This window comes from Ruminococcus sp. AF17-12 (assembly GCF_003479245.1).
GTDB lineage: Bacteria > Bacillota > Clostridia > Lachnospirales > Lachnospiraceae > Blautia_A > Blautia_A fusiformis.
Genome location: NZ_QUGY01000001.1, coordinates 242,825 through 256,464 on the forward strand (window position 1 = coordinate 242,825; position 13,640 = coordinate 256,464).

Below are 13,640 nucleotides of genomic sequence, written 5' to 3' on the forward strand. Positions count from 1 at the left end.
TCCTTTCACACGCACACCTCCTCCTTCCAGTATTCACTAACGCTTAAAGCATTAGTCATGTAAATCCAGTATAATTGGTTGCAAATCACGCTTACAGTATCCATAAGGATTGCATTTATAACGCTTTTAGCGTTGGTCACATTTTTGGCACTCCATCGTCTGTAACTGGCACAGTCCTGCGATTGTAGCGGTAATTTACCCATGTTAAAATTGATATTGTCAAAATTATATGCAGAAGGAAACGCAGCACTGCCGTATGGGAAGCCTCTCCTGCGGCAAATAAGCTGCGTTTTTTCTGTAAGATAGGAGGATCTTTACAATTTCATACTTTGATTTAGGACGCAGCCTGCATTGACCGGGCTGCGTCTTTTCTTGAGGCAGGAAAACCATAAGCAAAGGCAGGGGAGATACTTCTCCTGCCGCTCTTATAAAAAGGAGGTACCTTTACGTGAAACACAAACTGAAAAACGCTCCGCCGGACACAAAACGGCATGTCAATTATGGCAAATGCCTGTATGCTGCATTTCTGGCTGTCACAGTCCTCTGCGGATACACACAGCCGGTTTTTGCCGCTACCATCTGGACCAAAGCCAATGAGATCATGAAGGATGTCTATAACCAGATTATCCTCATTTCACCATTGCTGCAGTCGTAACGGCATCGGTTGCCCTTCTGATGATGAATTTTTCCAAAAGCGGAAAAACCGTGGACGAATCACGTGCATGGCTCAAGCGTATCGTCATTACCTGGGCGATCTTAAACGGGCTTGGCTTTATCATGGCTTACATCACCCCGTTCTTTGCAGGCGGAAAATGGAACGGATAGACGAAAGGAGATGCCACTATGGGAATACTTGACGGAATCGTGGAATGGATTGCCGAACAGGTCATGAACATTCTGGATCTGATCACCACTTCAGTCCTCGGTGCTCTGGGCTGTTCCATGGATACGTTTCTTCGCTACTTTCCTGCAGCTGAGGCCATGTATCAGGTCTTTCTGGCACTGGGCATCGGGCTGATCCTCTTAAACTGGGTATGGCAGCTCTTTAAAAATTACTTTATGGGAGCCGGTATCGAAGCGGAAGATCCCATTAAGCTGTCCATCCGTTCCTTCCTCTTTATCTTTCTCACCTTCTATGCGAAAGATATTGTGGATCTGCTCCTGAAGATTTCAGGAACACCGTACAACTGGATTCTGACGGAAGACCTGCCGCCTTTAAAATTTGCGGATTTTAACTCCGTAGTCACAGTCATCCTGGGAGTCTGTGCAAATGGGGCGGTAGCCATCATTGCACTGATTCTGGTACTGATTCTGGCGTGGAACTACATCAAACTGCTCTTTGAAGCGGCAGAACGCTATATTCTTCTGGGGGTACTGGTCTACACAGCCCCGGCAGCTTTTTCCATGGGTGCCAGCCAGTCAACCGGAAATATCTTCAAAAGCTGGTGCCGGATGCTTGGCGGCCAGTTCTTTTTGCTTCTGATGAATGCGTGGTGCCTGCGGCTGTTTACTTCTATGGTCGGCACCTTCCTTGCCAATCCGTTATCCCTATAAGAAAGGAGGACCAAAATGAAACTTAGAAAGAAACTCATACCATTCCTGGTACTAACTGCCTGTCTGGTACTGTTTTGCTCCATGCCGGTCTTTGCAGCGGAGCTTACGGAAGCAGACGTGGAAGCGGCAGTTGCCAGTCAGGGAAAGGAAGCGGTAACCGGAAATGTCTTCGTCTGGTTCCTGTGTGCCATTGCCTTTTTAAAGGTATCCCAGAAAATTGATTCTTTTCTGGCATCGCTTGGCATCAATGTCGGCAATACCGGAGGAAACATGATGGCTGAACTTCTGATTGCAGGACGGAGCCTGACCGGTTCCATGCGTTCCCATGGTGGTGGCGGCTACCACAAAGCCTCTTCTCCCGGAAGTGCGGCTGTCGCAGGAAGCTTCCTATCCGGCGGGCTTGCCGGGGCAGTGGGAAGACAGGTACAAAGAGAAGCGGTCAATTCCGCAACCGGTTATACCGAACACAGCAGTATCGGAAACATGCTCTACCAGTCATCCCTGAACAAAGGCGGAGACTTTGCCAATCAGGTCATCAGCAACATTGCACAGGGAAATTACGGTCAGGTAGGTTCCATCAAGGGAGCAGACGCACAGAAAGCCTTTACTTCCTATATGGGCATCAATCCGGGCGGCGGTTCTTCCTATGATAATGTAGAAATCGGTGGCGGAAGGATCACCGGTACCGAAACCGGAAGCTCCGGAAACCGGGATTTTGCCCTGTACCATGCCGACCAGTATGCAGCTCCTACTCAGGGCTCCTACTCTACGGTACAGTCCGTGGATGGTTCCACCTGGTACAAGCAGTATGCACAGGATACGGTCGAAAAAACACCATATACTTCCGGCAGCGGCAAAGTAGCCTACAATGAATCCATTGTCCAGAAACTGCCGCCAGCCCCACAGCGAAAGGAGCGTATGTAACATGCCAAAAACAGCCTTGATGGGCAGTCCTCTTGCTGTCATCGGTACAGTATTCCGGCACAGGCGCACCCTTGCGAAAACTGGAGCAGCCGTCGGCGGTGTACTGATGCTTCCCATTCTGTTCCTTGTCATGCTTCCGGGACTCGTCTTCGGAGACCTCTCTGAAAATACCGGAGCACTGACCAGCAACACGGTAATCAGTGAAAATATCCGGGCTTCCAATCAGGCAATCGTGGAGGTGCTTCAGGAAAGCCATGATGCACTGCTTGCTAAGATCAATGCGGAAATTGCCAGACTCCCGGAAGGAGATACTGCCTCTATCAGCGATCCTTACGCTTCCAGTATCATCGTAAATGCGAACCAGCTCATCGCACAGTTTTGTGCCAGCCAGGATGACTATAAAAATATAAATATCAGCAAACTCAAAAGCCTGATCCGGGAAAACGAGGACGGGCTTTTTTCTTATGACGTTACTTCAGAAACGGCCACGGTGGAAGTTCCGGCGGAAGAGGAAAATGCACCACCCAGAAAGGTTACTTTTACCCGCCATACCTACACGGTCAGCTATGCCGGAGATGCCTACTTTGCAGATCACGTCTTTCATCTGACCGATAAGCAGAAAAAAACGGCAGACAGTTATGTGGAAAACCTGACCATGTTCTTTGGCGGCTCCGCTTCCGGTCTTGCCATGGCGGTAGGTGTCAGCGATGAGGTGCTGGCTTACCGGGCTACCATCCAGCAGGTCGCACAGAAATACGGCATGGAAGCTTATGTGGAACTCCTCATGGCAGTCATGATGCAGGAAAGCGGCGGGCGTGGAAGCGATCCCATGCAGGCGGCAGAAGGCGGCTTTAATAAGAAATACCCCCATGTCCCCAACGGCATCACCGATCCTGCTTATTCCATCGAATGTGGGATTCAGGAATTAAAGTATGCACTGGATAAAGCAGGATGTACCGGACCTACCGACCTGGACCGCATCAAGCTGGCGCTTCAGGGTTACAATTACGGCTCCGGCTATATCGACTGGGCAATGGAACGTGACGGCGGCTATACCAAAGAAAACGCCATTGCTTATTCGGATATGATGTGTGCCCGTCCGAACTGGCATTATGACCGGTATGGGGACAAGGAATATGTGGAGCATGTTCTCCGGTATTATCAGATTACCAATACCGGCGGAAGCTATCCGGCAAACGGAATGCAGATTCCCCACTATCTCCAGACCGATTACGGGAACATCCCTTATGGCGGCGGCTCCATCGCCTCTTCCGGATGTGGACCTACCAGCTTTGCCATGATCGCCAGCTACCTGACCGGGAACACTATTACCCCTCCGGATGCAGTGGCATGGTGCGGGAATTCCTATTATAAGCCGGGAGTTGGAACCTACTGGAGCTACTTTCAGGCTGCAGCCAGTCATTTCGGCTGTGGCAGCGTCACACAGACCAGCAATGCCAATACGGTACTTCAGGCACTCTCCGAAGGCCGTCCGGTCATCTCCTCTCAGCGGGCAGGACTTTTCACCAGCGGCGGGCACTTCATCGTGCTCCGGGGTGTTACGGCAAACGGCAAGGTACTGGTCAATGATCCCAATGACAGTGACGCAAAGAACTATATTAACCGTGAATTTGATATGATGTCGGAAATCCATGCCACGGCAAATGCCTACTGGATCTTCGACAAAAAATAAAGGAGCCATTATGAACAGAACAAAAGTGATTCTTTCCATTTTTCTGATGCTGTTTCTGCTGCTTGCCGGACTGGTTCTCCCCAGTTTCTGGAAAAGCCAGAAAAAAGAAGTTTCCGGAAACAAAGGCAGGGAACCGGCAAAAGAAACAGCAGAAACAAATTCCGATACCCCCATGCCGGAATATCTGGATTTTGATGCTTTAAAAGCATTTTTCTCCGACAGCCAGATTGCTTCTCTCAAAGAGCAGTTTCCTGTCTACCTAAAAGAATATGTCAAAAAAGAACAGACAAGCATCACCTTCCTGCCGGGAAAAACCAGCTACCCTACCGAAACAACCGTCTGCCTGATGTTTTCACTTTCCGATCAGGATACGCTTCCGGTTACCTACCACACCCCGACAGGTGTGTTTTTATTTGGAGAAAACGGGGTACAGGTCTCTGCAGATACGACTGTTTACGAAAAGCAGACCGATGATTCCCTGCCATCACTGACTTCGCAGGACATCAAACACTTGCAGGAAGGCGGGTATCCGGATACTTCTGACAGCCCGGAAGCTCCGGACACAGAATCCGGCAGTGCCTCCACACCTTCGGAAGATGCGAAAGATACGAAAAAGGAGGTGCAGCCATGACACAGCCAGAAGAAACACCGGTTTCCTTTATCCCTTCCAACTTCATTGAGAAAGGCAAGATCCTAAACGGAACTTTTGACATCCGCAATGCCATAGAAAGCATTGTTCTTTCCCTGGCAATCGGTATCCCTGTTTTCCACCTGCCGCTGTCCCTGACTGCCCGCATCATCATTCTCTGCATGACCGCACTTCCAGCGGCAATGGTAGCCCTGATTGGAATCGGCGGGGAGAGCATCACTGCCTTTTTGATGAATGCCCTGCGTTTTGTAGTGAACCGCAGGGTAATCTGGAGGTCCGACAGTCTTCCGGAAGGAAAGCCACGCAGGAAACCACGTTTCAAAGAGCCAAAGACAAAGAAACACCGGAAAGCAGAAAAAATGGCAGAGCCTTCCAAAGTAATGGCATCGGCTCCCCCGCAGTCTGAACCGGACGCACCAGCCCCGCCAAAAAGTAAAAAAAAAGAACACCGGCAGTTTGATACCTCCACCAAGCGGGGCATCAAAAAACAGGCAAAGGAAGATATCCGTTATCTGAAGTGGGAGCAGAAAGAAGCCAGCCGACAGAAAAAAGAGGCGGCGAAACAGATAAAAATCCAGAAAAAAACGGAAGCCCGGAGACGAAAGGAGGAAGAAAAACGGGCAGTTTCCGAAAAGCGGGCGGCAAAAAAAGAGCAGAAAAAGAAGGTGGTTTCCAAGAAGGACGCCTCATCTGCCACGGCAAACCCCGTTTCCCGGAAAAAGCGAAAGAAAGACCAGACCTTGGAGGATTATCTTCCGGTGGAAAAAATCGAAAACGGGATCGTCTATACCACAGACGGACGGTACGTGAAGATCCTGGAGATTGAACCAATCAACTTCCTGCTTCGAAGTGCCAGAGAACAGCAGGGCATCATTTACAGCTTTATCAGCTACTTAAAGATCAGCCCGGTCAAACTCCAGATCAAGATGATCTCCAAAAAAGCAGACATCAATAAGCATTTGGAGCAGTCCCGGCTGGAGCTGGAGCGGGAAACCGATCCTCATTGTCAGGAACTGCAGCGTGACTACATCCAGTTTGTCCAGAACTTAAGTTCCAGAGAAGCAGTATCCAGACGGTTCTTTCTGATTTTTGAGTATGAACCCTTCAACGCCAACCGGAAGGAGGAGGAACGGGAAATCCTTGCCGCCCTTGAGACGGCATCCCAGACTGCCAAAACCTTTCTGTACCAGTGCGGGAATGAAGTGGTCACCCATGACAATGAGGATGAATTTACCACAGATGTCCTGTACACACTGTTAAACCGTACCCTTTGTACGGAGGTTCCGCTTCCGGACCGGATCAGCACTGTACTGTCCGCCTATACAAAGGAAAATCGCATGGAGGAACTGGATCACATCCGGATCAACGAGTTTCTCGCACCGGAAAGTGTGGATTTCAAGCACTCCCATTATGTGCAGATCAATGGGCTTTACCATTCCTACCTGCTTGTGCCGTCTGACGGCTACAAAAACCGGGTAACTCCCGGATGGCTGTCACTCCTTGTCAATGCCGGGGAAGGGATTGATATTGATTTCTTTCTCCAGAAACAGCCAAAGGACAAGATTCAGCAGCGTCTCGGTCAGCAGATCCGTATCAACCGTTCCAAATTAAAGGATGCGTCCGATACCAACACTGATTATGACGATCTGGATTCTGCCATCCGCTCCGGATATTTTCTGAAGCAGGGACTTGCCAACAACGAAGATTTCTATTACATGAATCTTCTCATCACCATTACTGCTTCCACGTTGGAAGAACTGCAGTGGCGGATTCAGGAAATGAAAAAGCTCCTGATCTCGCAGGATATGAACTTACACTCCTGCTACTTTTTACAGGAGCAGGGATTTTTATCCTCTCTGCCGCTGGCAAATCTGGACAAGAAGCTTTTTAAGCTGTCCAAGCGGAACGTACTGACTTCCGGGGCGGCAAGCTGCTATCCCTTCGTCAGCTACAGTATCTGCGATGATAACGGAATCCTCTTTGGGGTAAACAAGCATAACAATTCCCTGGTCATTGCGGATATCTTTGATTCCAGGCAGTACAAGAACAGCAACATCTGTATCTTAGGCTGTTCGGGAGCAGGAAAGACCTTCACCATGCAGACCATGGCACTAAGGATGCGAAGAAAAGGCATCCAGGTGTTCATCATCGCTCCGCTAAAGGGACACGAATTTTACCGGGCTGCAAGGAATGTCGGCGGAGAATTTATCCAGATCTCTCCTGCCAGTAAGAACTGTATCAACATCATGGAAATCCGGAAGGTAGACAATTCTGTAAATGAACTGCTGGACGGACCGACACTGGATGCCTCCGCACTGGCAGGCAAGATCCAAAGGCTTCACATCTTCTTCAGTCTGCTGATCCCGGATATGTCCCATGAGGAGAAGCAGCTTCTGGATGAAGCCCTAATCAAAACCTATGCCAGAAAAGGGATTACACATAAAAATGAATCCCTGACAGATCCGCAGCATCCGGAGCAGTACAAAAAGATGCCCATTCTGGAGGATGTCTACAATGTCCTGCTGGAAAGCGAGGATACCAAACGTCTGGCTCATATCCTGAACCGCCTGGTTCACGGTTCTGCTTCTTCCTTTAACCAGCAGACCAATGTGGACCTGACCAATAAATATACGGTACTGGATATCTCCGAACTGACCGGTTCCAGCGATCTTTTAACGGTCGGCATGTTCGTTGCCCTGGATTATGTCTGGGATAAAGCGAAGGAAAACCGTACCGAAGAGAAAGCCATCTTTGTCGATGAGGTCTGGCAGCTCATCGGTGCATCCAGCAACCGGCTTGCAGCGGAATTCGTACTGGAGATTGCCAAGATCATCCGTGCTTACTCCGGAGCCGGCATCTTTGCCACACAGGATTTAAACGACTTCTTTGCTCTGGATGACGGGAAGTACGGCAAGGGTATCATCAATAACTGCAAGACCAAGATTATCCTGAACATGGAGGATGAAGAGGCACAGCGGGTGAAGACTATCCTGCATCTATCGGAAACAGAAGTAATGAACATCACCCATTTCCAGCGGGGCAACGGTCTGATCTCAACCAACAACAATAACATCACTGTGGAATTTAAGGCTTCCAATCTGGAAAAGGAGCTGATTACCACAGATCGGCAGGAGCTTCTGGAAATCCTTGCGAAACAGAAGAAACAGGCTGTGTAACTTTTGGCAGCACTGACGCTGCCCTTTTCATTTGAACTTCAAGAAGGAGGAGACTTATGTTACAGACATACAAATCCTATACCAGACGGACGCTGGCTATGCTGCTGGCAGTCCTTGTCGCAGTCGGCGCATTGTTTTCCGGCAGTTTTCCGGTTCATGCAGCCGACGGCACCATCAGCTATAAGGCAGGTGCCAATATCCCTTACGGCAGCTATTTTACCTCCCGCATGAGCTTTGACGGGAGCAATACTGCCTACTGCGTGGAACCACTGAAGAAAACACCTTCCTCTGGTTCCTATTCCTATGACCTTTTAAGCCAGAACTCCCCGCTCAGAAAAGCGCTCTACTACTTAAACGGCGGTTACGGCTACGATAAAGTCGTCAAGGATAAATATTTCAGTGGCTGGAGTGATGATAACAGCTATGTCATCGGACATCTGGTTGTCGCTTACATCTATGCCGGTAATTCCGCTGACACCGGAGCTTTCCATGGCGCCCCGCAGTCCTATATTGATAAAGCACTGGAAGTAGCCAGTGCCATTCAGGGACTTCCGAACCCGCCGGAAGGCTTCCGGGCATTCATCGTTCCGGGACAGGGCAGCCAGACCATTGCCGGAAGCTGGTATCAGGTTCCAAACGGCTGGATCGAACTGAAAAAATCTTCTGCCAACGGAAGCGTATCGGACGGGAATCCGAATTACAGCTTAAAGGGTGCTGTGTATGGGATCTATCAGGGTGAGAAGCTCATCCAGAAACTGACCACTGATGAAAACGGGTATGCCAGATCCGGCGAACTGGAGGAAGGCGATTATACCATAAAAGAGCTCTCTGCTTCCAAAGGCTACATTGTAGACACCAAAGCTCACAAAGTCACCGTAAAAGCAGAACAGACTTCTGCTGCAAACGTAACAGATATTCCGCAGAATAATCCCATGAATCTGGTGCTTGAAAAGCTGGATGCCGAAACAAAGAAAGCCTCCCCACAGGGAGCAGCTTCCCTTGCAAACGCAGAATTTACAGTCAAGTTCTATACCGAGCAGTCTGACAGTGATCCTGCGGAAGCTGGAAAGAAACCGGCACGTACCTGGGTATTAAAAACAGATGTTTCCGGAAAGATGCATTTTACCAAAGATTCCTTTGTAAGCGGCGATGCCTTTTACTATACCAGTGATGGCAAGACCGTCTGTCTTCCGCTCGGTACCATAACGGTACAGGAAAGCAAAGCCCCTGCCGGATACCAGCTCAATCCAACTGTCTTCGTACAGAAAATTACAGGTGACGGTAAGCAGGAAATGGTTTCGGTATACCAGTCTTCTACCATAGAAGAATCTGTCATCCGTGGCGGAGTGAAGATCCAGAAACGTGACAGCGAGACCGGAGAAGCAAAACCGCAGGGTTCTGCCACTTTGGAAGGTACTGTCTTTGCGATCACTACGTTAAATGAAAATCCGGTATTAGTAGACGGAACATCCTACACGAAAGATCAGGTTGTCCTTACACTTACTGCCGATAAATCCGGTTCTGCTGCAACTGCAAAAGATGCTCTCCCATTCGGACATTACCGTGTGGATGAAACAACTGCACCTTCCGGTTATCTGAACAGCGGAAAGATCTCTGTAGAATTTGACATCACAGAACAGGGAAAAATCGTGGAACTGACTGCAAAAGACAATTCCATCTCCAATCAGGTCATCCGCGGGGATCTGGAATTTGTCAAGATTGCTGACGGCAGCCAGAACCGTCTGGCAAATGTGCCATTTAAGATCACTTCCAAAACAACAGGCGAAAGCCATGTGATTGTGACAGATGCCAACGGTTATGCCAGCACTTCCTCCAAATGGAACAAACATACCGCAAATACCAACCGGGGTGAGTCTTCGGAAGACGGCATCTGGTTCGGCACCTCCAAACCGGATGATTCCAAAGGCGCTCTCATTTACGATACTTACACTCTGGCGGAACAGCGTTGTGATTCCAACAAAGGCATGGATCTTTTAACCTTTGAAGTCAAGGTTTATAAGGATTCTGTTCTGATACAGGTTGGAACTCTGACCGATGATGCCATTGAGATCGGCACGACTGCTCTGGATGCCGAGACCGGTACACACATGAGCCAGCCGGCAAAAGAAGTGACCATTGAAGACGTTGTGGAATACGAAGGACTGAAAAAGGGCCAGAAATACAAACTGACTGGAACCTTAATGGATAAAAAAACCGGGGAACCAATCCTTGTGGATGAAAAACCGGTGATTTCTGAAACTGAATTTACTGCAAAGAAATCCTCCGGCTCCGTCAAAGTAACCTTTACCTTTGATGCAACTTCCTTAAAGGGAAAAACAACCGTTGTCTTCGAGGAATTATATCAGGATGAGATGCAGCTTGCAGTCCATACCGACATCAACGATGAAGACCAGACCATCTATTTCCCGGAAATCAAGACTACTGCGAAAGATGCGGACACGAACTCCAATATTTCCTGTGCAAAGGAAGAAATCACGCTGGTGGATACGGTTTCCTTTAAGGGGCTGGTTCCTAACCAGAAATATGAAGTGACTGGAACTCTGATAGATAAAGAAACAAAGAAACCAGTCGAAGCAGACGGAAAACCGGTGACAGCAAAAGCATCCTTCAAGCCAAAAGAATCCGCTGGTACGGTAGATGTTACCTTTACCTTTGATGCCAGCTCCTTAAAAGGGAAAACAGTAGTTGTCTTTGAATCCCTGGCTTACAAAGACAAGGAAGTTGCCGTACACACAGACATTGCGGATGAAGGACAGACTATTTACTTCCCGGAAATCAAAACCACTGCAACAGATGCTGCTTCCGGCACACACTATGCAAAACCGGAAAAAGAACTGACGCTTACAGACCTTGTGGAATACAAAAACCTGATCCCAGGCAAAGAGTACAAGCTGACAGGAACACTCATGGATGCGGAAACCGAAAAACCTTTCGATGTGGATGGCAAAGCTGTGACTGCAGAAACAAGTTTCACTCCGGAAGAAGCTAACGGCAGCGTAGAGCTTTCCTTTACCTTTGATGCCTCTGCACTTTCCGGAAAAACGCTCGTGGCATTTGAAACAATGACTTTTGAAGATCACGAAGTAGCGGTACATGCGGACATCAAAGATGCCAACCAGACCATCTACTTCCCGGAAATCAAAACCACAGCCAAAGACGGCAGTGACGGGGATCAGGATGTCTCTGCTTCCAAGGAAGCGACTATCGTAGATACGGTCACTTATCATGGTCTGATGCCTGGATCTGAGTACAAAGTCATCGGAACCCTGATGAATAAGGAAACCGGAGAGGCTTTGTTAAAAGACGGAAAACCAGTTACCGCTCAGGCAGAATTTAAAGCAGAAAAAGCTGGCGGCTCTGTGGAAGTTACCTTTACCTTCGACGCTTCTGCTCTTGCCGGACAGGATGTGGTTGTCTTTGAAAAGCTCTACTATACAGACGGAAAAACCGAGCATGAGATTGCTTCCCATGAGGATCTGAAGGATGAAGGTCAGACCGTACACATGACGGAGCTTTCGAAAGAACCGGAGACGCCTCCGGTAGCTCCGCCTGTAAAGACCGGCGATGAGACGCCGCTTCTCCTGTATGCCGGAATCGCCATAGCTGCACTTGCAGGTGCAAGTGTCCTGGGCATCGTTTACTTCAAACGCAAAAAGAAACATCAGTAACTCATAACGAAGACTCCTGCAGGCAGCTCCCACATGGAACTGCCTGCTTCTTTAGTAGGTGATGAATATGAAACACCCCCACTGCAAGACAGATGCCAAGCACATCCGTCATTTTCTGAACCTCTGTGAAGGGAACTGGCACTCCTGTATCTACGTCTGGTGCCGCACTTGTAACGCACAGGAAAGCTGTGAGAACTCTGGCTTTTTATTCCATCCGGATGAAACGGGAAGCCCCTGCATCCTCCCTCTTTCAGATGCAGCGCTTTTGTTTCCCCGGATACCGGAGCCAACCGAATGTACCGGAAGCATGAGCATTGCTGCTTTTACAGAGCTTTATCTGCCCTATCTGGCCGCTCAGAAGCTGCCTTTAAAGCCATGTCCCATTCCGGCACTGCTCCGGCTTCAGGAGAACCAGCAATATGACTGGTAACAAAAAGTTGCACTTTCAGGCTCTTATACGTACAGGATATGTAAAGAAAGGAGGCACTGCCTATGTTAAACGTAATTTCAATCATCCAATGTATCGATCAGGTCTTTACGAACCTGATATTTATTCCCATGATTTTTGTCCTGTATGTGAAATTCCGTCCGAAAAAGCCATGGACCAGAAGGCGCAGGAACACTTACCTGCTCTGTCTGGTACTGATCAGCTTATTCCTGCTACGGATTTTCTGTGAGAAGTTCATCTTTACACCGGTTAATTATCCACGTTTCACAGACAGCGGCTTATTCCCGCTCATCCGAGCAATTTTCTATCCCGGCATCTGAAAAATGGGGATTCGTGCCATTTAGTCCGAATCTGGGATCAGTATCCGCTTGCGTCCTATGGGAATTCATCACCTGCTTACTTACAATATAAGTATACAGTACGTACTGGTTATTCACGTACACGTTACGTATCGTGTATGTACAAGCGAGGTGAAAACAGATGAAGAAACCAAAAATCATCCGCTGCCCTTACTGCGGCGGAACAGCAATATTAAGAGATGCATCCTTTGTATATGGAACGCATTCTCATGGCGGACAGGTTTATGTCTGCTCCCACTATCCATCCTGCAATTCCTATGTCGGGGTACATCCGGGAACCAAGATACCAAAAGGAACGCTCGCCAACCGGGAGCTTCGTCAAAAGCGGATTCAGGCACATCGAATTTTCGATCAGATCTGGCAACAGGGCATCCTTTCCAAACCGGAAGCATATCGCTGGGTGGCAGATAAGTTCTGTCTGACAGATAAGCAGGCTCACATCGGACAGTTCAGCAACTATATGTGCGACCAGCTCATTCGGGAATCCGCAGATGTTTTAAAGAACAACCATATTCCCTTCCGCCTCCGGGCAGCCAGCTGAAAGGCGGTGATTGATGATGACCTTACCACTAAATAAAAAGCAAAAACAACTGGTGGAAAAATCCATGGATCTGGTTCCGATCATGATTCGTTCCATGACCCGCACCGCTGCCTATGTAACTGAGGAAGAACAACAGGAATTATGTCAGATTGGATATCTGGCTTTGTGCCGGTCGGCTGTCGGATTTGAGGAAGGAAGATCATTCCAGCCTTATGCCAAAACTATCATCCGTCATGCCATCTTTGACTACTGGCGGAAAATTGCCCGTGACCGCTCCATGCTCTGTTCTCTGGACGAAGCATCATCTGAAGATGAACATCTCCATTATCGTGATTTGTTTTCCTACGAGGATACACAAACAACTCACCCGGAAAAGGACACAAACCAGACCTTGCTTCTTGAGCATTTAACCCAGCTTGGCACCGGACAGTCCTCAACTATTCAGAAGGGAATTGTAGCCCTCTATCTGCAACAGCAGGGATATACCAGCTTTGACTTGGCAAAACACTACCAAGTACCAGCCAATCGTGTACGGGCATGGCAGAGCAAAGCACGGAAACTATTACAGCAGGATGATGCACTCTATGCACTTCTGACTTAACCTTGA

General features: G+C 48.6%; 12 protein-coding genes. All 12 read left to right on the top strand.

What is annotated here, in order from left to right:
* The first annotated feature begins 448 nt into the window (after positions 1–448).
* The 12 genes from DWW77_RS18600 (at position 449) to DWW77_RS01365 (ending at position 13,634) form a co-directional block, all read left to right on the top strand.
* Complete coding sequence (locus tag DWW77_RS18600) at positions 449–655, top strand: hypothetical protein (RefSeq protein ID WP_502696219.1); 207 nt, start codon at positions 449–451, stop codon at positions 653–655.
* 20 nt (positions 656–675) lie between these two features.
* Positions 676–825, top strand: a complete 150-nt coding sequence (locus tag DWW77_RS18605) for a hypothetical protein (protein ID WP_502696220.1) — start codon at positions 676–678, stop codon at positions 823–825.
* An 18-nt stretch (positions 826–843) separates the two neighbouring features.
* A complete protein-coding gene (locus DWW77_RS01320) occupies positions 844–1,554 on the top strand; it encodes a hypothetical protein (RefSeq protein ID WP_117980463.1) in 711 nt (236 codons plus the stop codon).
* Between the two features lie 15 nt (positions 1,555–1,569).
* Positions 1,570–2,478 carry a hypothetical protein gene (locus tag DWW77_RS01325; RefSeq protein ID WP_005333520.1) on the top strand — a complete coding sequence of 303 codons (909 nt, stop codon included), beginning with the start codon at positions 1,570–1,572 and terminating at the stop codon, positions 2,476–2,478.
* 1 nt (position 2,479) lies between these two features.
* Entirely contained in the window at positions 2,480–4,171 is a 1,692-nt protein-coding gene (locus DWW77_RS01330) for a lysozyme family protein (RefSeq protein WP_118316391.1), read from the top strand.
* A 10-nt stretch (positions 4,172–4,181) separates the two neighbouring features.
* Positions 4,182–4,802, top strand: a complete 621-nt coding sequence (locus DWW77_RS01335) for a DUF5038 domain-containing protein (protein ID WP_158576564.1) — start codon at positions 4,182–4,184, stop codon at positions 4,800–4,802.
* Positions 4,799–7,996, top strand: a complete 3,198-nt coding sequence (locus DWW77_RS01340) for a TraG/VirB4 family ATPase (RefSeq protein WP_118607923.1) — start codon at positions 4,799–4,801, stop codon at positions 7,994–7,996. The genes DWW77_RS01335 and DWW77_RS01340 overlap by 4 nt, the downstream gene beginning before the upstream one ends.
* Positions 7,997–8,052: 56 nt before the next feature.
* On the top strand, positions 8,053–11,685 hold the full coding sequence (locus tag DWW77_RS01345) for a VaFE repeat-containing surface-anchored protein (protein ID WP_226861981.1): 3,633 nt from the start codon (positions 8,053–8,055) through the stop codon (positions 11,683–11,685).
* 67 nt (positions 11,686–11,752) lie between these two features.
* The gene (locus DWW77_RS01350) at positions 11,753–12,115 is read left to right on the top strand and encodes a hypothetical protein (RefSeq protein ID WP_040015509.1); all 363 of its coding nucleotides are present in this window, start codon (positions 11,753–11,755) and stop codon (positions 12,113–12,115) included.
* A complete protein-coding gene (locus DWW77_RS01355; protein ID WP_005333506.1) occupies positions 12,105–12,362 on the top strand; it encodes a hypothetical protein in 258 nt (85 codons plus the stop codon). Before DWW77_RS01350 ends, DWW77_RS01355 begins: the two co-directional genes overlap by 11 nt.
* 251 nt (positions 12,363–12,613) lie before the next feature.
* Entirely contained in the window at positions 12,614–13,033 is a 420-nt protein-coding gene (locus tag DWW77_RS01360; protein ID WP_005333505.1) for a DUF3268 family zinc-finger domain-containing protein, read from the top strand.
* Between the two features lie 13 nt (positions 13,034–13,046).
* Entirely contained in the window at positions 13,047–13,634 is a 588-nt protein-coding gene (locus DWW77_RS01365; protein WP_005333504.1) for a sigma-70 family RNA polymerase sigma factor, read from the top strand.
* The last annotated feature ends 6 nt before the right edge of the window (positions 13,635–13,640 follow it).